An 18,892-nucleotide genomic window follows, 5' to 3' on the forward strand; every position below is an offset into this window, starting at 1 on the left:
CGCGCCGCCCGCTCTCGCTGGGGGGACCACCATGCCCGAGCAGCACGAAGGAACCGAACGGCACGACGGAACCGAACAGCACGCAACACCGCGGCCACCGGAGGGATCCCGCCTCGGCCGGCGCCGGCTGCTCCGGGCCGGCCTCGGCGCCGGCGGCGCGCTGGCCACCGTCCGGCTCTTGCCCGGCGGCACGGCCTGGGCCGCCCCGGCACCGGACACCGACTTCGGCACGGCGCAGTACGACGGCCTCTGGCCGTCCTCCCACGCCGGGCTGCGCGCCGGAACCGCCGCGCAGACCTGGCCGGACTGGGCCCGCTACGCCCGCATCGCCGACGGCACCTTCAACGAGCCCGCCGACATGCAGAGCGCCGTGGACGCCCTCAAGGCGCAGGAGGTCAGCGTCATCGAGCTGGACACCCTGCTCTCCGACTGGCTCACCGACGCCCAGTTCGCCGCCCACATGGCCGAGGTGAAGCAGTTCACCGGCCTGGCCCACGCGGCCGGCCTCAAGGTCGTCATGTACTACCCGTCGCTGGAGCTGATCTCCCCCGGCGGGGAGAAGGGCCGCTCCTTCTACAAGAACGACCAGGGCAAGAACTGGGCCCAGCGCGACCTCGCCGGCAAGCCCAACGTGTTCTACGGCAGCGTGGTGGTCTGGGTCGACCCGGGCGACGAGAGCGTCTGGCTCAGCCCCAACTCGCCCTGGCGGGACTACTACCTCAAGCGGATCAAGGGCGTGGCCGCGACCGGCGTGGACGGCATCTGGCCGGACGTCCCGATCTACTTCGACGGCGTGCTCTCCTGGTGCGACGCCTCCACCTGGGGCGCGGCCGCGTTCAAGGCCGACACCGGCCTCGCCCTGCCCAAGGCCGCGAACTTCGCCGACCCGGTCTTCCGCCGCTACGTCGAGTGGCGCCACCGCAACCTGCTCCGCTTCCAGCTGGACATCGCCGACGCCGGCCGCTCGGTCAACCCCGACCTGGTCACCTTCGTCGAGACCGTGTCGATGGACTACCGCTACGCCACCTCGATCGGCCTGGACGGCGGCTACCTGCGCCAGGCCCCCGGCGCCGTCAGCCAGGTCTGGGAGGTGGACATCCTCGGCAACTACGACGGCATGCGGCACGCCACCGCCGCCGACTGGGTCTGCCTGATCTCCATGTACAAGTACGCCCGCGCCGCCAGCGGCACCAAGCCGGCCTGGGCATTCTCCTACGGCTGGCAGGCCGACGACGCCTCGCTGGTGATGTCCCAGCTGATCGCGGCCGGCTGCAACCCGTACGAGGTGAAGACCCCGTTCAAGAACGACACCGTGGACGCCGCGATGCGCACCCGGATGTACCGCTTCGTGCGCACCAACCAGATCAGGCTCTACGACCCGGTGTCGATCGCGCGGGTCGGCGTCTACCACTCCGCGCCGTCCCGGGACTACGTGTCCCCCGGCGAGGGCAACGGGATGTACGTCAACGCCACGGCCCCGGCCGGGATCGCCGACTGGTGGGGCGGCGACGACCCGGAGATGAGCTGCGCCTCGCTGCCCTGGCTCGGCGAGTTCCGGGGCACCGTCAAGGCGCTGGTCTACGCCCACGTCCCGTTCGACACGGTGCCCAGCCCCGGCCTGACCGCCGATGACCTGGCCCGGTTCAAGGTCCTGCTGCTGCCCAACCTCCAGGCGGTCTCGGACGCCGAGGCGGCGCTGCTGCGCGGGTTCGTCGCGGCCGGCGGGACGATCGTGATCACCGGCCCGGCGCCCACCGCGCTCGACGAACTGGGCAGCCAGCGAACCGAGTTCGCGCTCTCCGACGTGCTCGGCCTGCGCAGGGCCGACCCGTTGCCCGCCACCAGGCAGAACTCCTACGGCAGCGGCAGCTGCTGGTACGTCAAGGCGCTGCCCGGGCTGAGCTACCTCACCAGGACCGACCAGGCCTCGGCCGACCAACTGCTCACCGCCGTCCGCCAGTCCGCCCCGCCGGAGGTCACCCTCGCCGGGGACCGCCGGATCTTCCTGGACGCCCGACGGCTCGGCGCCGACACCGTCGTCCACCTGGTGAACTTCACCAACTTCGGCGACACCCCGGCGGCGTTCCGCAGCGCGCCCGCCAACTGCACGCTCTCCTGGGCCCTCCCGGCCGGGGCGAGCGTCTCCGCCGTCACCGTCGCGAGCCCGGACGGCACCGACCCGGCGCCCAAGGCCGTCCCGTACACCGTCACCGGCGGGACGGTCAGCGTGCCGCTGACCGTCGCGCAGTACTCGGTGGTGACGATCACCGTCGGCCAGGCCGTTCAGCGAACCGGCGCCGGGATGCGCCAGAGGGCGGCGGGGCCGGCCTCGCCGCCCGGGGCGGACTCGAAGGCGATCCACCGCCCGTCCGGGGACCAGCTCGGCGCGCCGTCGTAGGCGCCGTCGTCGCGGGTCACCCGGACGGGAGTGCCGCCGACCGCCTCCATCACGAAGACCTGGGCGTTCGGCAGGTCGCCCAGGGTGGAGGAGAAGACCAGGCAGCGGCCGTCCGGGGACCAGCTCGGGTCGGTGTGCTCGCCCGGCGCCCCGGTGACCCGCCGCAGTCCGCCGCCGTCCGGGTCCACCGTCCACAGCGACCAGTCCTCGTGGCCCGCGCTCCGCCGCTGGAACACGATCCGGTCGCCCGTCGGGGACCAGTTCGGCTGCCGGTTGTCGGTGCCGGTGCCCCGGCCGTCCACCAGCAGGACGGGAGCGCCGCCGCCGCGGCGGACCTTCCAGAGCGAGTCCTGTTGTTCGGCCGCGTCGCCCGGCACGGCGGCGTGCTCCGGCTCCCGGCTCTGCTGGAAGACGATCCACTCGCCGTCCGGGGAGAAGCTCGGCTCGCTGTAGCCACTGGCGTCGGCGTGCCCGGTCACCCGCTCGGGGGCGCCGCCCGGCCGCATCAGCCAGATCTCGTCGTGCCCGGACTCCCGGTCGGTCGCGAAGGCGAAGGCGTCGGCGGCCGCGTTCCAGCTGGCGCCCGGGAGGTTGACGGCCGCCCGGTCGTGCTCCGCCAGCACTGTACGCGGGGCGCCGCCGTCCAGCGGCAGGACGCCGAGGGCGGCGGCGCCCTTGTTGTAGCCCCCGCTGAACTCGGTCAGCAGGACGGAGCGGCCGTCGGGGGCGAAGGCCGGGTTCTGCGCGCTGCGGCCGCCCCCGGCGCGGTAGAGCAGTTCGGCGCCGTCGACGCGGCGCTCGGCACCGGCCGGAGGCGCACTGTCCGAGGGCGCGGCGGCCGACGGTGGGCCGGTCGGCGACGCGCCGGCCGGCCCGGGCCCCGGCCGCTCCTCGTCGGCGGAGCCGGAGTCCGGACCCGCACCACCGCAACCGGTCAGCAGCAGCGCGGCGGCGGCCACGACCGCCGGAAGCACGCGAGTCCTCATGCCCCACACGCTAGTTGACTCTTCGTCAGTCGTCGTACGCCGCCGGGCGGACCGGGCTCCGCCGGACGGCAGGTGCCGCCGGCCTCCCCCGGGCCCGCGCCCGGGCGTCACCCGGCGCCGCGCTCCAGCCGCACCAGCGCGTCCACCGCGACCCGTCCGCCCGCGCCGGACCCACCGCTCTTGTGCCCGGGCTCGCCGCCGACCGTGCGGTGCACCCGCTCGGCCCGGACGGGGCGCAGCCCGCGGTCGGCGAGGTCGGCCAGGACGTCCTCGGGGGTGAACAGCACGGCCGGGTCCTGCGGGCCGCCGACGCCCTCGGTGAGGTTGCTCAGGTCGTGCCCGATGACGAGCAGGGTGCCGCCGGGGGCGAGCGCGTCGGCGGCGCGGCGCAGCGCGACCCGGCGGCCCGGGGCCGGGATCTGGAGGTAGGCGACCAGGACGAGGTCGTAGCCGGCGGCGGGGGCCTCGAAGGCCGTGGCGTCGCCGTGGCGCCAGGTGAGCCGGTCGGCGACCTCGTCGGGCAGGTCGGCGGTGAGCCGTTCGGCGCGCTCCAGGGCGACGGCGGAGAAGTCCAGTCCGGTGACCTCCCAGCCCTGGGCGGCCAGCCAGATGGCGCTGCGGCCCTCTCCGGCGGCGAGGTCGAGGGCGTGGCCGGGGGTGCGGCCGGTCAGTTCACGGACCACCCACTGGTTGGGCGCCGCGCCCCACACCAGCTCGCTCGCGGCGTAGCGGTCGTCCCAGTCCTGGCTGTCCATCGCGCCTCCTGCGTTCGACGGGCCTGCTCGTACCGGCCAACCTACCGGGCCCGCGCCACCCCGGCCGCCGCTGTCCGGGGCCGCCGCCGCCGGGGCCGGGGGCGGTCCAGCGGGCGGACACCCTTGACGGCGAATATTGGTCCAGTCCAATCTGTTCAGTCGTGACGTGCACGGGCCGGCAGCCCGTCGTGTCCGCGCACCGCTCGTCAGCACGTGTCACCAGCCCGCGCGCCCCCACCGCGCCCGGGCCGGCTCCCCTCGGCCCGTCCGGGCCACCGCACCGCCGGAACCCCCACACATCCGGAGGACCCACCGCATGCACGATCGCGTCATGCCCGCACGGCCCGCCAACCCCGCCGGGGAGCGTGCCGGCCGCCGGGCCGCCCAGCGCAGACGGGCCACCGCACTGGCCCTGGCCGCCACCCTGACCACCAGCGGCGCCGCCATCGCCCTGACCTTCGGCTCCGCCTCGGCCGCCCCGGTCAACCTGCTGGCCAACGGCGACTTCGAGACCGGCACCCTGGCCGGCTGGACCTGCTCCAACGGGTCCGTCGTCACCACCCCGGTGCACGGCGGGAGCCGCGCGCTCAGCGGCGCCGCCTCGGCCGCCGACACCGCGCAGTGCCAGCAGACCGTCGCCGTCCAGCCGAACACCACGTACACCCTGGCCGGCTGGGTCCAGGGCAGCTACGTCTACCTGGGCGCCACCGGCACCGGCGTCAACTCCTCGGTCTGGACGCCGGGCGGGACCGGCTGGAACCAGCTGAGCACCACCTTCACCACCGGTGCCACCACGACCTCCGTCGCGGTCTTCACCCACGGCTGGTACGGCACCGGCACGTACTACGCGGACGACCTCACCCTGACCGGCCCGGCCGGGCCCACCGCGACCGCCAGCCCCACGGCGACCGGCAGCCCGACCTCCACGGCCAGCCCGACCGCGACCGCGAGCCCCACGGCGACCGGCAGCCCGACCTCCACCGGCAGCCCGACGGCGACCAACAGCCCGACCGGCACCCCCACGACCACCACCCCGACCCCGACGGCCACCGCGAGCGGCCCGGCCGGGGACGGCAAGGTCACCATCCCGACCGGCTTCGCGGTCACCAGGACGACGTCCAACGCGGTGGTGCTCACCTGGCAGCCCTCCACCCTCACCAGCGGTGACGGCGCCGTCGCCTACAAGGTGTGGTCCAACGGCCAGCTCGTCGCCACCTCGATGGGCACCTCCGTCGCGGTCAGCTCGCTGCTGCCGGGCAAGAGCTACACGTTCAGCGTCCAGGGCTACTCCGGCAGCCACGCCTCCGCCCAGTCCGCCCCGGTGAGCACCACGACCGCGGCCGCCCCGGCCCAGCAGCCGGTCCGCTCGGCCTACTTCGACCAGTGGGGCGTCTACGAGAACGCGTACAACGCGAAGAACGTCGACACCAGCGGCGCGGCGGCCAAGCTGGACGTCGTCCACTACGCGTTCGCCAACATCGACCCCACGAAGTTCACCTGCTTCCAGGCGGTGAAGGCCTCCGACTCGGCCAACGAGTCCAACCCGAACGCCGGTGACGGCGCGGGCGACGCCTACGCCGACTACCAGGCCGACTACGGCGCCGGCACCAGTGTGGACGGCAGCAGCGACACCTGGGAGCAGCCGCTCAAGGGCAACTTCAACCAGCTCCGGCAGCTGAAGGCCAAGTACCCGAACCTGCGCTTCACCATCTCGATCGGCGGCTGGACGTACTCCAAGTACTTCTCCGACGCGGCGGCCACCGATTCCTCCCGCAAGGCCTTCGTCTCCTCCTGCGTCGACATGTTCCTCAAGGGGAACCTGCCGACCGGCGTGGCCGGTGACGCCTCCGGCGGCCCGGCCTCGGCGGCGGGCCTCTTCGACGGCGTCGACCTCGACTGGGAGTACCCGGGCTCGGCCGGCGGCCACACCGGCAACCACTACTCCGCGGCCGACAAGCAGAACTACACCCTGCTGCTCAAGGAGTTCCGCACCCAGCTGGACACCCTCGGCGCCGCCCAGGGCAAGCGGTACCTGCTGACCGCCGCGCTGCCCAGCGGCCAGGACAAGGTCGCCCAGCTGGAGACCGACAGGATCGGCGCCTACCTGGACTACGCCGACGTGATGTCCTACGACATGCACGGCGCGTGGGACGCCACCGGCCCGACCAACCACCAGGACCCGCTGCACGACAGCCCGGCCGACCCGACCGCGCCGATCACCCCGGGCACCCGCAAGTACAACGTGGACACCACGATCGCCGCGTACACCACCGGCCTGCCCGAGTACGGCATCCCCGGCGGCTTCCCGGCGAACAAGATCGTGCTGGGCATCCCGTTCTACTGGCGCGGCTGGACCGGCGTCCCGGCCGGCTCCAACTACGGCCTGTACCAGAGCGCGACCGGTCCGACGGCGAAGAAGCCGCTGAGCCAGGAGGCCGGCCTGGCCGCCTGGAAGGAACTCAACCCGACCGCGGCGCAGACCCACTGGGACCCGGTCACCGAGAGCAGCTGGGTCTACGACGGCACCAACTTCTGGACCGGCGACACTCCGCAGGCCGTCCAGGCGCGCGGGGCCTACGCCAAGAGCAAGGGCCTGGGCGGGCTGTTCGCCTTCTCCCTGGAGAACGACGACGCCTCCGGCACGATGCTCAACTCGATGGACAGCAGCCTGCGCTGACGCTCCGTCGGGCAAAAGTGCATGAGTGCACGAGTGCATGAGCGGCGGCCCGCGCGGAAACTCCGCGCGGGCCGTCCGTGCCTCCGCGCCCCGACCGCCCGGGAGTCGGCGCGGCTCAGCGCGGCGGCACCGGGTCCGTCCCGCCGGCGCCCGGGCGGCAGCGCAGCAGCCGTCCGGCCGTCAGCCGGGCCCCGCGCAGCGCGCCGTGCCGGTGCAGTGCCTGCACCGCGTAGGTCGAGCAGGACGGCGTGTACGGGCAGCAGGCCGGACGCCGGGGGCTGACCTCGGTGCGGTAGTGGCGCACCGCGCCGTACAGCACTCCGGCCGCGAACCCGCTCGGGGCGGGGGCCGACGGGTCGGCCGTCCGGCGTCCGCGCGCGCCGGTGAGGGCGAACCGGACGCCGGAGACCATCATCACCGGGATCAGGGCGATCAGGCAGGGGTCGGCGAACTCGCAGCAGCCGTCGAGGCAGCAGTCCGTACCCTCGTCCCGGAGGTGCTTGCGCCGCCGGGCCTTGGCCTCGTCCTCCGGGCGGTAGCGCTTCCGGTACTCCTCCCACATCCGGCGCTGCTTCTTCCGCCGGAGCCGTTCCGAGGTGGGCAGCCACAACCAGGCGCGCTCCGGGCGGGCCGGCGGGTAGTGGGCACCGAGATCCGGCGTCGGGTCGGACACTGCTGAGAATCCCCTTGTTCCTTCCGCCGGGGCCGGCCCCCGACGATCCAGGCCAGATTATCCGAAGATCACCTGGCCGGATCCCGGCGGAGGCCGTGCCGACACCGAGCCGGCACCGAGCGGATTCCGCCCGCTCAGCCGCCGAGGTTGAGCGAGGGGAAGAGGTCCTCGAACGGCTGGGTGGTCACCGACACGCTCCGGGAGAACGGGTTGTCGAAGTCCCAGATCATGAACAGCAGGAAGGCGATCAGCACGCTGAAGCAGAGCGCCAGGGTCAACTCCCGCGGCGTGCGCCGGATCTGGAGCGCGAACAGCATGCCGACGGTCACCACCGCACCGCCGATCAGACCGAGCCAGACCACCCCGGGCATCGTCGGCCCGGCGTTCTGCCCGCGCGAATTGCGGGCCTCCGAGGCCTCGCTGACCCGGTCCATGATCGGCTGGTAGGACTGCGACTCCAGGTCGGAGGCGGGCGCCCGGGTGGCGACGTCGTTCTGGAGCTTCTGGAGCAGCTGGTCGCCCTTCTCGGTAATCGCCCCGTTCTCCTTCATGTAGTCCCACTCGGTGTTCACGACGTACGAGACGTAGGCGTCCACGTCGACCCGGACCTGGTCCCGGAACTCCACCGGGTAGATCACCGCGCGGTCGCTCACCTCGCGCAGCGACTGCGCCTCGCGGAACAGGTCGTCCTGCGCGGCGCCGCGCGCCTCCCAGACACCCGCGATGGCGAGACCGAGGACGATCGCGTAGACCACCCCGATCATCATCGTGATGTACTCGATGACGTCCGGGGTCTCGTCGGTGCTCTCCTCGATCGGTCGGCGCCGCCTGAGCACCACCACCGCCACGACGACGGCGCAGGCCGACGCCATGGCGATGATCAACGCCACCCACTCGGACATGGGAACTCCCTTCTCTGGCTTGGCTTGTGACGGACAGGAAAAAGTTCAGGGGGGCGGCCCCGGGCCGACCGGGCCCGGGGCGAGGCAGCAGGGGCGGGGCCGCCCGCGGCCGGGAACCGGTCGGCGGGCCGCCGGGAGACGGTCAGGACGGACCCGAGCGGCCACCGCGTCCGCGGCCACCGTGACCCGGCCGCAGGGCAGCCGCCGCGATCACGGCGGGGACCATGATCATCAGCATCGTGGTGGTCATCGAGATGCCCTGGTGGTGCCGGGCCATGGGCGCGGGCTTCGTCGCCGGGGCGTGGAACACCGGTCGCGCCGACGGAGTCGGCCACAGCGGGCTCGGACGCACCGCACTCGGCGAGGCCGCGGGGCTGGGCGCGGCCGGGCTCGGGTCCGCCGGCACGGGGGCCACGGGGACCACGGGGGCCGGAACGGGCACAGCGGGCGCGGGGGCGGGCGGCGCGGGGGCGGGCGGCGGTGCGGGGACCGACGGCGACGCCGGGGGCGCGGGTGACGCCGGGGGCGCGGGTGACGCGGGTGCCGGAGTCGGACCGGGCGACGACGGGGTCGGCGTGGGCACGGTCGGTGACGGCGTGGGGGCCGGACTCGGGCTGGGCGTCGAGCTCGGGCTCGGGCTCGGAGTCGCACTCGGACTGGGAGTCGGGCTGGGGCTCGGCGACGGGCTCGGGCTCGGCGTCGGCGTCGGCGTCGGCGTCGGGGTCGGGGTCAGCGTGGGGCTCGACGACGGCGTGGGAGTGGGCGACGGCGTGGGAGTGGGCGACGGCGTGGGAGTGGGCGACGGCGTGGGAGTGGGCGACGGCGTGGGAGTGGGCGACGGCGTGGGAGTGAGTGTCGGTGACGGCGTGGGAGTAGGCGTGGGAGTCGGGGTCGGCGTACGCGTCGGCGTGGGGGTGGGGATGGGCGTCGGAGTACGCGTCAGCGTGGCTGTCGGGGTCGGCGTACGCGTCGGCGTGGGGGTGGGCGTCGGGCTGGGGCAGGGATGCGGGTGGTGATGGTGGTGGTGCCAGCCGTGGTCCCCCCACCAGTCGTCGTCGGACCAGTCGTTCCCCCACCAGTCGTCATCGTGGTCGTCACCGCCGTGCCCCGGCCCGGCCTGCCCCTCGACCGGCCGCCCGGGCTCGCTGCGCAGCCCCGTCGGGCGCGGGGGTGAGGAGAAGGGCGTCGACGGGAAGGGCATCGAAGGAGTGGGAAGCGCGGTCGTGGGCGGCAGGGAGAAGGGCGGCGTGGTGGGCTTCGAAGTCGGCTTCGGGCTGGGCTTCGAGGTGGGCTTGGGGCTGGGTTTGGGCGGGTGGCAGGGGTGGTGCCCGTGCGGCGGCCTGGGCCCGTGGTGCCCCGGACCACCGGCGCCCGGCGCGACACCGACCTGGACGTCCACATCCACGTCCACGTCCACGTCCACGCCGACGGCCACCTGCCCGCCCGGCCGTACCGACAGCGATACGTCGGTTTCGTCGCACACGCAGACCTCCACCGCCGGACCGCGCGGGGGCCGGCCGGACTGCCCCGCGCCGGCGGCGGTCGCTCCGCCGACCAGCGCGCAGACCGCGACCACGCAGGCCGCCGCGCCGATCAGCCGCACCCGTCGCCCGGGCGCCGCGCCCCCACCGCCGCCGGGCGGTATCCGGCGGATCTGCCGACGCTGGAGCATGGGCTCCACACACCTCTCGGGTCGTCCGGGGAGGACGGAACGGCTCGTGCCGACCGACCTCAGGGAAAGGGGCGGAACGGTCAAAACGGGGAGAAAGATCAGACACGGTCGCATTCCTGACGGACATTCCATCGGGTACGACCAGAAGTGATCAGACATGGTCAGGCGGACGGCCCGCCTTCGGGGGGTGGGCCGTCCGTCATCAGGTCAAACGATCTTCGAGCCGGCCGGTTACGGCCCGCGCCCGCTGTTCCGTGCGCTCAGCTGCGGCGGTGCGCGATCTCCACGTTCTCCAGCACGCCGACCGCGTCCGGCACCAGGATGGCGGTCGAGTAGTAGGCACTGACCAGGTACGAGATGATCGCCTTCTCGTCGATGCCCATGAAGCGGACCGACAGCGACGGCTGGTACTCGTCCGGGATGCCGGTCTGGTGCAGGCCGATGACGCCCTGGTTGTCCTCACCGGTACGGATCACCAGGATCGAGCTGGTGTTCTCCTTGGTGACCGGGATCTTGTTGCACGGCAGGATCGGCACCCCGCGCCAGGCAGGCACCTGCTGCCCGCCGAGGTCGACGTGGGTGGGGTACAGCCCACGGGCGTTGAACTCCCGGCCGATCGCGGCGATGGTCCGCGGGTGGGCGAGCAGGTAGTCGGGGTCACGGCGACGGTTGAGCAGCTCGTCCAGGTCGTCCGGGGTGGGCGGGCCGGAGTGGGTCTGGATGCGCTGGTCGAAGTCGGCGTTGTTGAGCAGGCCGAACTCCGGGTTGTTGACGATCTCGTGCTCCTGGCGCTCGCGCAGGGCCTCGATCGTCAGCCGCAGCTGGTGCTCGGTCTGGTTCATCGGCTCGTTGTACAGGTCCGCGACCCGGGTGTGGACCTTCAGGACGGTCTGCGCGACGCTCAGCTCGTACTCACGGGGCTTGAGTTCGTAGTCCACGAAGGCGCCGGGCAGCTCGAACTCGCCGCGGTGGCCGGCCGACATGGCGATCTCGGCCTCGCCGCGCTCGTTCTGCGCCTGGAGCGGCAGGGCCAGGAAGGCCTGGAGGTGCTCCTGGAGGCTGGGCGCGTTGTCCCGGATGGCGGCGAAGTCCGCCCGGGTCAGCGTCAGGGCGACACCGGCGGTGGCGGTCTTGGCGGTGAACTCCCAAGTGGCGTCCGGGTTCAGCAGCCCGTCCTCGCCGAAGCGGTCGCCGTCGCCGGCCACGCCGACCACGGTGTCGTCGCCGTACTTGCCGGTGCCGATCTTGTTGACCTTGCCGTGCGCGATCAGGAAGATCTTGTCGGCGGCGTCCCCCTGGGTGGCGAGCACCTCGCCAGGGCCGAAGTCCCGCTGCTGGCAGCGGTCGGCCAGGGCGGTGAGTACGTCCTCGTCCTCGTAGCCGCGCAGCAGCGCCAGCTCGCCCAGCTCCGCCGGGATCACCCGGACCTGGGAGCCGGTCTTGATGAACTCCACCACCCCGTTGCCCACGGCGTAGGTGAGCCGGCGGTTGACGCGGTAGGCGCCACCGGCCGCCTGGACCCAGGGAAGCACCTTGAGCAGCCAACGGGAGGTGATCTCCTGCATCTGCGGTGCGGACTTGGTCGTGGTGGCAAGGTTCCGGGCAGCGGCTGTCGCGAGGCTCTGCTGCTTGGCCTGCACTGCCTCCGGGCTCGTGTCCACGGTCATCGGCAGGGATCTCCATTCCTGTGATCGGGTCACGCGTCCAGGGGCATACCGGCCCGTCCTGGCGCATGCCATGACGGATCATCAGATCCGCTTACTGGTGGGGGCGTTGGTGTTTCACGCGAAAGGCGGCCACCGTCTCCGGGCGGCCCATCCGGAACCCTAGATCACCAGGACCCGACCGGGCCCGCGCGGAGGCCCACTACCCCCCGATAGGGTGAATCTCACCCGGTCCGCCCCCACAGTCACATAAACTCCGGGAACATCCGTTCGCCCCTGCGATCCCCGTGCTGCCAAAGGCTTTCCAGCCCCGGCCCGGGCCCTGCCGAACGACCCTGAGGCCATCGCCGGACGTCAACCCGGCGCACCGTCCCGGCGTCGGCGCGGAGCGCGCGAACCGCCCCGGCAACGCAACCGCCCCGGGAAAGCAACGGTCCCGGGAACGCGAAGGGCCCGTCAGGTGCCGGCACGGGGGAAGCCGGCACCTGACGGGTGAACGGGGGGTCGCGCAGGGCGGGGTCCGCACCGGGGAGGCCCGGGCGCCCGCGACGGGCTGCCGATGACGCCGACGGTCCCGCCGGGTCAGGCGCAGGCGACCTGGGTACCCGGGATGCCGATGATCCCCGAGTTGTTGGTCTCCCCGCCGTTGTACTCGTAGTACAGGTAGGAGTAGAAGTCGATCCGGGTGTTCGGGCCGCAGGCCGAATCCGGGGCGACGGCGTACGTCACCGTGAAGGCACTGCTGGCGCCCGGGGCGAGCGGAACGCTGTAGCGGGCGATGCCGCCGTGGACGTTGTCGCTGCACCCGTTGGTCTGGGTGCCGCAGGCGGTCGCGGTGAACTTGAGCCCGTTCTCCAGACTGGTGGCGTAGGTCTCCTGGACACTCTGGTAGACGAACTGGATCGGGGTGTCGTACGGGTTGGTGAGCGTCAGGGAGAGCGTGAACTCGCCGCCCCGGACGGTCGTCTGCTTGTCGGAGACGGCCGTGAGGGGCAGCTGGGTGTCGGCCCGGGCGGCGGGGGCGGCGGCGAGGAGCAGACCGACGACGAGGGCCGGACACGCGGCGAGCGCGGCGCGACTCGGATGTGTTCTGCGCATGACCAAGGAGCGTAGGCCTCGCCTCCGCCCGGGTTGCGTTCCTCGGCCCCGGTCCGTACCGACGCAGGAGCGGCGGACGGACACCGCGCACCCGCCGCCCGCGTTCCGCCCCCACGGGCGTGCCCGGGGCCCTATGCTTCGCCGCCCCTCCCCGCCCCCGTCACCCGCAGGGCGGCAGGATGTCGCAGAGCGCGCCGAGCGCCGCCGGGTAGGCGTGGTCCGGCGGCGTGGCGTAGCCGACCACCAGTCCGTCGACGGCGGGCATCGCCTCCTCGCCGATCGCCGGGTGGCGGTAGTCGGCGAGCCCCTCGACGGCCAGGCCCCGGTAGGCGGCGGCCTTGAGCACCGAGCGCTCGGTGCCCGGCTCCAGCCGCAGCACCGCGTGCAGGCCGGCCGCGATGCCGGAGATCTCGATGTGCGGAGCGCGGGCAGCCAGTGCGGCCACCAGCTGGTCGCGGCGGTCCCGGTAGCGGCGGCGCATCCGGCGCACGTGCCGGTCGTAGCCGCCGGAGTCGATGAAATCGGCGAGGGTGAGCTGGTCCAGGGCGCTGGCCCAGCCCTCGCGTTCACCCTTGGCTGCGAGCACCCGGTCCACCAGGTGGTCGGGCAGCACCATCCAGCCGAGCCGCAGCGCGGGGGTCAGGCTCTTGCTGGCACTGCCGAGGTAGACCACCCGTTCGGGGTCGAGCCCCTGAAGGGCGCCGACCGGCTGGCGGTCGTACCGGAACTCCCCGTCGTAGTCGTCCTCCAGGAGCAGCCCGCCGCGCCCGCGTGCCCAGTCGACCACGGCCGCGCGGCGGCCCGGATGCAGCGGGCCGCCGGTCGGGAACTGGTGGGCGGGGGTGAGCAGGGCCGTCCGGACCTCCGGATACCGGGCCAACTCACCCGTCCGGGCGCCCAGTTCGTCGATCGACAACGGAACGGTGGCAACGTCCGCGGCGGCCAGCAGCCCGCGATGGAAGCCCAGCCCGTACGCCTCGACGGCCAGCGGGCCGTGCTCGGCGGGCGGCAGGACGGGTGCGGCGCCGTCGAAGAGCAGCCGCAGCGCGTGGGCGAAGCCGGAGCAGACCACGATCCGGTCGGGGTCGGTGCGCACCCCCCGCGCGCGGGCGAGGTAGTCGGCGAGGACGGTGCGCAGCTCGCGCCGGCCCTGGGGATCGCCGGGCCCGAAGGCCTCGTTGGGGGCGCCGGTGAGGGCCCGGCGGGCGGCGGCGAGCCAGGCGGTGCGCGGAAAGGAGGCGGCGTCGGGCTGCCCCTGCCGCAGGTCGTGGGTGGGGCCGGGGCGGCGGACGGGCCGGCGGGCCCGGGTGCGCGGGACGGGTTCGGCGCGTTCGGCCACGGTGGTCCCGGATCCCTGGCGGGCGGTCAGCCAGCCCTCGGCCACGAGTTCGGCGTAGGCCTCGGCGGCGGTGTTGCGGGCCAGGCCGAGGTCGGTGGCGAGGGCGCGGTAGGGCGGCAGCCGGGTGCCGGGGGCCAGTCTGCCGCTGCGGATCGCCTCACGCAGCGCCGCCATCAGCGCGGCGCGCCGACCCCCGGTGGCGGGGAGGTCGAGGTGCAGGTCGTTGCCGGTCGAGTGGGCGGGCTCGGAGGGGTGCGTGCCCCGCGTGTCCGTCATGGTCACGCACCCTACCGGCCGCCGCCCCGGCCCTCCTCGGGCGGCTGCCCACCCCGGGTCGGGGCGATCCGCGCTACGGCACGACGGTGACCGGCCAGCGGCCGGCCTTCACCAGCCGGACGGCCACCGAGCCGATCACCTTGTGCCCCGCCTGTTCGGAGACGCCGACCACCACGGCGTCGGCGCGCAGTTCGTCCGCGAGCTTGGCGAGGCCGCCGTACGGGTCGCCGCGCATGGTCAGGAAGCGCCACTCCACCTTCCACACCTCGCGCATCCGGTGCTCGGCCTCGCGCAGCGCGGCCAGCAGTTCCTCGGCGATCTCCTGGGTGGTCTCCTCCACCGCGGCCCCGGCCAGGGCGGTCGCGGCGCCGAGGATCGGCTGGATGTACGCCACCGCGAGGACGGCGCCCTGCCGGCGGGCCAGTCCGGCGGCGTAGGCGGTGGCACGCCAGGAGGAGTCTGAGCCGTCCAGGCCGGCCAGGATCACGCCGGGGCCGTCGGTGCCCAGCTCGAAGCCGGCGGGTGCGGCCGCGGCCGCGTGCCCCGGGGGGCCGGTCGGCGTCCCGGCCGCGGAGGCCCCTCGCGCGCCGGCGTCCGCCGCCCCACCCGTACCGGCGGCCGCCTCTCCCGCGTCCGCCGTGTCCGCTGCATCGCTCTCGTTGCTCATGGAAATGAGGCTATGCCCGCCACCGGGAGTGACGGCGGCGGGCTCTCCGGGTGAGGGCTGTGGCCCGGGCCACCCGGGGCGGCGGCCGGGGCCCCGAGTCCGGCACCGGCGGCTGGCCGACCGTCACGCGCTGTCGACCGTGTGGGCGGCCTCACAGCGGTTCCGTGGGGGGTTCGGAGTGGTGCGGGCCACTTCCCCGGGCTATTCGATCTTGGAAATAGTGGTAAATCGGGCGAAATCACCATAATTCCTTGATCCTTACGCCCGGTAACAGCCCTCTGACATGGCTAAACCTTCGAATCCTTGAAACCGCCACGACCACCCCCGTAACTTCGAACCCGTTGCACCGAGCGATCCGCTCCGGCCGGGCCAACCGCCCCCGGGCAGGACGGTGCAGAACCACGCGAGTGACGCGTCCCCGAAACCGACGGCCTTCCGAGGGTCTGGTTCCGCGCGCTCGCGAACCCTCCGAAAGGAACTCCATGACCTTCCGCAACGAGCCCGCCGCTGCCGCCACCACCGCCACCCCGAAGCGCCGCAACCGCGTCCGGATGGCTCTGATGGCCGGGGCGCTCACCGCCCTGCCCGCGGCCGGCCTCGTCGCGGCCACCAGCGCCTCCGCCGCGCCGGCCACGGTCTGGGACAAGGTCGCCGCCTGTGAGGCGACCGGCAACTGGGCCGTCAACTCCGGCAACGGCTTCTACGGCGGCCTGCAGTTCACCTCCAGCACCTGGGCCGCCTTCGGTGGCACCGCCTACGCCCCGCAGGCCCACCAGGCCACCAAGGCGCAGCAGATCGCCGTCGGCGAGAAGGTGCTCGCCGCCCAGGGCCCCGGCGCCTGGCCGGTCTGCTCCGCCAAGGCCGGTCTCTCCAAGTAGGACCGCACGCCACGAGGCCGCCGCACCCCACCCCGGGGTGCGGCGGCCTCGTCGTGCCCGGGGCCCGCGGGATCGGGGCAGCCGGGGCGGTCAGGACGGCCGGGGCGGTCAGGACGGCCGGGGCGGGAGCGGCAGCGGGACGGCCGGCAGGCCGTCGATGCTGGTGCCGACCAGCGGCTTGCGCTCGCAGTAGGCGCCGAACTCCTCCTCGTCCTTGCGGTCGAAGTACTGGGCGTGCAGGTCGCGGTCGGCGCGGTAGTCCATGAACGGCACCGCGTACCCGCAGGAGTCGCTGACCCGCTCGGCCTCGACCAGCACGATCGCCCGCAGACCGGAGCCGTCCGCGGCCGGGTCGAAGTGGCGCAGCAGTCCGGCGAACCGCGGGTCGTCCCGGAAGACCGGCTCGCCGCGCCCGTGCACCCGCACCACGGTCGGCGGGCCCTCGAAGGCGCACCACATCAGGGTGATCCGGCCGTTCTCCCGCAGGTGGGCGACGGTCTCGGCCTGTGAGCCGCCGAAGTCCAGATAGGCGAGGGTGAGTTCGTCGATCACCACGAGCGTCCCGGCGCGGCCCTTGGGCGAAAGGTTGACATGCCCGTCGGCGGCCAGCGGGGCGGTGGCGACGAAGTAGACCGGCTGGCGCTCGATGAAACCGCGCAGCCGGCCGTCGATGCGTTCGTACTGCTTTCCCATGGGCGCAAGTGTGCCCGCATCCCGACTGGTGGGAAAGGAGGTTCCGACCCCTGAGACGGCCTCTCGGGCGGCCCGGGCCGCCCGAAGCCGACCGACCGCCGTCCGCACCCTCCAAAGGCCGCCCGACGGCGCCTACGATGGTTCGGGTACCTGTCACCCGCCAGGCCGAGCACGGGAGTTGCGATGACCCGGAGCACCCTCCCCGCCACCGCGCCCGGGACGGTCCTCGGCACCCCCGCCGCGCCGCTGCGCCCGTACGTCCTCGGCTACCGCGGCTACCGGCTGGCCCTGCGTCAGCCGCTCCGACGGCTGGAGGTGCCGACGGACGTGGTCACCGTGGCCCTCGCCTTCGAAGGCACGATGAGCCTGACCGACGCCGTGTCCCCCGAGCCCGCCGCCGCCTTCGGCTCGGTCGCGGCCGGGCTGCGCCGCACCGCGACGATCGCCGAACACGCGGGCGTGCTGCACGGTTTGGCCGTCTCGCTCACTCCGCAGGGCGCCTTCCGGGCGTTCGGTCCACTGGCCGGCGAGCTCGGCGGGCACTGGGCCGAGGCCGGGGACGTGCTGGGCCCGCGGCTGCGGGCGCTGACCGACCGGCTGGCCCACGCCCCGAGCTGGCCGGCCCGGTTCGCCATGCTGGACGGCTACTTCGGTGCGCTGTTCGCGTACGGGCCGGACTGGGACCCGTCCGTGCACTGGGTCTGGCGGCAGCTGCGGCACACCCACGGGCTGGTGTCGATCGGCGCCCTGGTCGAGGGCACCGGCTGGAGCCGCCGCAGGCTGGAGCTGCGCTTCCGCGAGCACCTCGGGCTGGCCCCCAAGCAGGCGGCCGGCATCCTCAGGCTCCAGCGCACCCTCCACGTCCTGACCGCCCACGAGGAGCGGACCGCCGGGGACCACCCCTTCGGGCGCCGCCCCGCCGGGGCGCGAACCACCGGCGCCGACCTGGCCACGCGCTGCGGCTACTACGACCAGTCCCACCTCGACCGGACCTTCCGCGCCATGGTCGGCCGCTCACCGAGCGCGTTCCTGGCGTCCCGGCGCACCGCCGCCGCCCTGCCCGAGCCCGCCGGCCGGGTCACCGACCGGGTCGCCGGGCGGGTGACCAGCACCCTCCTGGACGCCGGAGGCTGAGGCACACGCCTGCGCACGGCGCGTGGTCCCCGAAAGTGCGTGGTCCCCGAAAGTGCGCGGCCGCCGACGGTGCGCATTTGTACAAGACGAACCGGTGCCCCGCCCGGCACGCTCGAAGGGCCCGGCCGGTACGGGGGACCGGCCGGTCACGGGGCGGGCAGGCACGGGGCACGCGGGGTGTCAGCCGGTCACTGCTTCATGTAGACGCTGTCCATGAACTCGATGATCTGCTGATCGGTCAGCCGCTGGCCGTCGCGGTGCCCCATCGCCAGGTCGGCCTCGCTGATCATGCCGACCAGCCGGTCCCCGTCGATCACCGGGATGCGCCGGATCTGGTGCTGCTCCATCTTGCGCAGCACCGCCTCCATGCTGTCCTCGGCGCGCACGCAGTGCAGGTGGCCGGAGAGCTCCATGGCCGTCATGGTGGCCGGGTCCTTGCCCTCCGCGATACATCGCAGCACGATGTCGCGGTCGGTGATGATGCCCTTCAGCTTCTGGTCGTCGCCGCAGATCGGCAGCGCGCCGACGTTCTTGTCGCGCATCATCCGCGCGGCCTCGGCCAGCGTCTGGTGGGCGCCGACGCACTGGGCGCCGGTGTGCATGATGTCTCGGGCAGTGGTGGTCACGGGGACTCCTTCGTCGGTGGTTCCCCCCGCTGGTCCCCCCGCATCCCCCCGGCGGCGCTCCCGGGCTCCCGCCGTCGGAGCGGAAGGGGTGTGACCGCGCCCTCACCATAAGCAACCCCGCCCCCGCCCGCGACCCCGGCCCAGCGCCCGACGCCCGGCCCTTCGGCCGGGTGCCGCCCGAGGTCGGCCGGGCCTGGCAGGCACCGCGGCTCAGCCACGGCGCGCTGCCGGTGGCGGAGCCGGCCCGGGAGGCCGGCTGGAGCACCCGGCACCTCCAGGAGCGGTTCCGCCGGGAGACCGGGCCGACCCCGAAAGCGGCCGCCCGGGTGACGCGCTTCGACCGCGCCCGGCGCCTGCTCGCCGCCGCCGAGCCGCCTCCCCGGCTCGCGGAACCGGCCGTGCGCCGCGGGTCCTTCGACCAGGCGCACCCGGCCCGCGAGTTCCGGGCGCCGGG

Annotated in this window: 16 protein-coding genes; 6 read left to right on the forward strand and 10 right to left on the reverse strand. The window is 73.9% G+C overall.

Going from position 1 to position 18,892, the window contains the following annotated elements:
- Positions 1-31 precede the first annotated feature (31 nt).
- The gene (locus tag ACWGJO_RS26505; protein WP_452187447.1) at positions 32-2,398 is read left to right on the forward strand and encodes a hypothetical protein; all 2,367 of its coding nucleotides are present in this window, start codon (positions 32-34) and stop codon (positions 2,396-2,398) included.
- Here ACWGJO_RS26505 and ACWGJO_RS26510 read toward each other — a convergent pair.
- Positions 2,284-3,384, reverse strand: a complete 1,101-nt coding sequence (locus tag ACWGJO_RS26510) for a TolB family protein (RefSeq protein ID WP_452187449.1) — start codon at positions 3,382-3,384, stop codon at positions 2,284-2,286. The two genes, ACWGJO_RS26505 and ACWGJO_RS26510, sit on opposite strands and share 115 nt — an antisense overlap.
- A 107-nt stretch (positions 3,385-3,491) precedes the next feature.
- Positions 3,492-4,139 (reverse strand): class I SAM-dependent methyltransferase, encoded by a 648-nt coding sequence (locus tag ACWGJO_RS26515; RefSeq protein WP_452187451.1) that lies wholly within the window; start codon positions 4,137-4,139, stop codon positions 3,492-3,494.
- A gap of 316 nt (positions 4,140-4,455) precedes the next feature.
- Between ACWGJO_RS26515 and ACWGJO_RS26520 the strand changes: the two genes are divergently transcribed.
- On the forward strand, positions 4,456-6,816 hold the full coding sequence (locus ACWGJO_RS26520) for a glycosyl hydrolase family 18 protein (RefSeq protein WP_452187453.1): 2,361 nt from the start codon (positions 4,456-4,458) through the stop codon (positions 6,814-6,816).
- A 115-nt stretch (positions 6,817-6,931) separates the two neighbouring features.
- On the opposite strand, the gene yidD is transcribed toward ACWGJO_RS26520, so the two are convergent.
- Together yidD and ACWGJO_RS26530 are read right to left on the reverse strand one after the other, a co-directional pair.
- Positions 6,932-7,489, reverse strand: a complete 558-nt coding sequence (gene yidD, locus ACWGJO_RS26525; RefSeq protein ID WP_452187455.1) for a membrane protein insertion efficiency factor YidD — start codon at positions 7,487-7,489, stop codon at positions 6,932-6,934.
- A gap of 134 nt (positions 7,490-7,623) precedes the next feature.
- Complete coding sequence (locus ACWGJO_RS26530) at positions 7,624-8,391, reverse strand: bestrophin-like domain (RefSeq protein ID WP_452187457.1); 768 nt, start codon at positions 8,389-8,391, stop codon at positions 7,624-7,626.
- Positions 8,392-8,615: 224 nt separating this feature from the next.
- Here ACWGJO_RS26530 and ACWGJO_RS26535 point away from each other — a divergent pair, with 224 nt between their 5' ends.
- The gene (locus ACWGJO_RS26535; RefSeq protein WP_452187459.1) at positions 8,616-9,407 is read left to right on the forward strand and encodes a hypothetical protein; all 792 of its coding nucleotides are present in this window, start codon (positions 8,616-8,618) and stop codon (positions 9,405-9,407) included.
- A gap of 916 nt (positions 9,408-10,323) precedes the next feature.
- Here ACWGJO_RS26535 and ACWGJO_RS26540 read toward each other — a convergent pair.
- The 4 genes from ACWGJO_RS26540 to ACWGJO_RS26555 form a co-directional block, all read right to left on the reverse strand.
- Positions 10,324-11,730 carry a family 2B encapsulin nanocompartment shell protein gene (locus tag ACWGJO_RS26540; protein ID WP_452187461.1) on the reverse strand — a complete coding sequence of 469 codons (1,407 nt, stop codon included), beginning with the start codon at positions 11,728-11,730 and terminating at the stop codon, positions 10,324-10,326.
- A 579-nt stretch (positions 11,731-12,309) separates the two neighbouring features.
- Positions 12,310-12,825 (reverse strand): hypothetical protein, encoded by a 516-nt coding sequence (locus tag ACWGJO_RS26545; protein ID WP_452187463.1) that lies wholly within the window; start codon positions 12,823-12,825, stop codon positions 12,310-12,312.
- Positions 12,826-12,985: 160 nt separating this feature from the next.
- The gene (gene pdxR / locus ACWGJO_RS26550) at positions 12,986-14,440 is read right to left on the reverse strand and encodes a MocR-like pyridoxine biosynthesis transcription factor PdxR (protein WP_452187464.1); all 1,455 of its coding nucleotides are present in this window, start codon (positions 14,438-14,440) and stop codon (positions 12,986-12,988) included.
- A 73-nt stretch (positions 14,441-14,513) separates the two neighbouring features.
- Entirely contained in the window at positions 14,514-15,107 is a 594-nt protein-coding gene (locus ACWGJO_RS26555) for a universal stress protein (RefSeq protein ID WP_452187466.1), read from the reverse strand.
- A 482-nt stretch (positions 15,108-15,589) separates the two neighbouring features.
- On the opposite strand from ACWGJO_RS26555, the gene ACWGJO_RS26560 reads away from it, so the two are divergent.
- A complete protein-coding gene (locus ACWGJO_RS26560; protein WP_452187468.1) occupies positions 15,590-15,985 on the forward strand; it encodes a transglycosylase family protein in 396 nt (131 codons plus the stop codon).
- A gap of 108 nt (positions 15,986-16,093) precedes the next feature.
- Here ACWGJO_RS26560 and ACWGJO_RS26565 read toward each other — a convergent pair whose 3' ends face one another.
- Positions 16,094-16,678, reverse strand: a complete 585-nt coding sequence (locus tag ACWGJO_RS26565) for a pyridoxamine 5'-phosphate oxidase family protein (RefSeq protein ID WP_380549213.1) — start codon at positions 16,676-16,678, stop codon at positions 16,094-16,096.
- A 183-nt stretch (positions 16,679-16,861) separates the two neighbouring features.
- Between ACWGJO_RS26565 and ACWGJO_RS26570 the strand changes: the two genes are divergently transcribed.
- On the forward strand, positions 16,862-17,812 hold the full coding sequence (locus ACWGJO_RS26570) for a hypothetical protein (RefSeq protein WP_452187470.1): 951 nt from the start codon (positions 16,862-16,864) through the stop codon (positions 17,810-17,812).
- A gap of 188 nt (positions 17,813-18,000) precedes the next feature.
- Here ACWGJO_RS26570 and ACWGJO_RS26575 read toward each other — a convergent pair whose 3' ends face one another.
- A complete protein-coding gene (locus ACWGJO_RS26575) occupies positions 18,001-18,414 on the reverse strand; it encodes a CBS domain-containing protein (RefSeq protein WP_380549250.1) in 414 nt (137 codons plus the stop codon).
- Positions 18,415-18,608: 194 nt separating this feature from the next.
- Between ACWGJO_RS26575 and ACWGJO_RS26580 the strand changes: the two genes are divergently transcribed.
- A partial coding sequence (locus tag ACWGJO_RS26580) for a helix-turn-helix domain-containing protein (RefSeq protein ID WP_452187472.1) occupies positions 18,609-18,892 on the forward strand: 284 nt, incomplete at its 3' end.

Source organism: Kitasatospora sp. NPDC054795 (assembly GCF_053611565.1).

Excerpts from the sequence above, each read along its gene's own strand:
- ACWGJO_RS26505 (WP_452187447.1), top strand. The coding sequence starts at position 32 with ATGCCCGAGCAGCACGAAGGAACCGAACGGCACGACGGAACCGAACAG.
- ACWGJO_RS26510 (WP_452187449.1), bottom strand. The coding sequence starts at position 3,384 with ATGAGGACTCGCGTGCTTCCGGCGGTCGTGGCCGCCGCCGCGCTGCTG.
- ACWGJO_RS26515 (WP_452187451.1), bottom strand. The coding sequence starts at position 4,139 with ATGGACAGCCAGGACTGGGACGACCGCTACGCCGCGAGCGAGCTGGTG.
- ACWGJO_RS26520 (WP_452187453.1), top strand. The coding sequence starts at position 4,456 with ATGCACGATCGCGTCATGCCCGCACGGCCCGCCAACCCCGCCGGGGAG.
- ACWGJO_RS26530 (WP_452187457.1), bottom strand. The coding sequence starts at position 8,391 with ATGTCCGAGTGGGTGGCGTTGATCATCGCCATGGCGTCGGCCTGCGCC.
- ACWGJO_RS26535 (WP_452187459.1), top strand. The coding sequence starts at position 8,616 with ATGATCATCAGCATCGTGGTGGTCATCGAGATGCCCTGGTGGTGCCGG.
- ACWGJO_RS26540 (WP_452187461.1), bottom strand. The coding sequence starts at position 11,730 with ATGACCGTGGACACGAGCCCGGAGGCAGTGCAGGCCAAGCAGCAGAGC.
- ACWGJO_RS26545 (WP_452187463.1), bottom strand. The coding sequence starts at position 12,825 with ATGCGCAGAACACATCCGAGTCGCGCCGCGCTCGCCGCGTGTCCGGCC.
- pdxR (WP_452187464.1), bottom strand. The coding sequence starts at position 14,440 with ATGACGGACACGCGGGGCACGCACCCCTCCGAGCCCGCCCACTCGACC.
- ACWGJO_RS26555 (WP_452187466.1), bottom strand. The coding sequence starts at position 15,107 with ATGAGCAACGAGAGCGATGCAGCGGACACGGCGGACGCGGGAGAGGCG.
- ACWGJO_RS26560 (WP_452187468.1), top strand. The coding sequence starts at position 15,590 with ATGACCTTCCGCAACGAGCCCGCCGCTGCCGCCACCACCGCCACCCCG.
- ACWGJO_RS26565 (WP_380549213.1), bottom strand. The coding sequence starts at position 16,678 with ATGGGAAAGCAGTACGAACGCATCGACGGCCGGCTGCGCGGTTTCATC.
- ACWGJO_RS26570 (WP_452187470.1), top strand. The coding sequence starts at position 16,862 with ATGACCCGGAGCACCCTCCCCGCCACCGCGCCCGGGACGGTCCTCGGC.
- ACWGJO_RS26575 (WP_380549250.1), bottom strand. The coding sequence starts at position 18,414 with ATGCACACCGGCGCCCAGTGCGTCGGCGCCCACCAGACGCTGGCCGAG.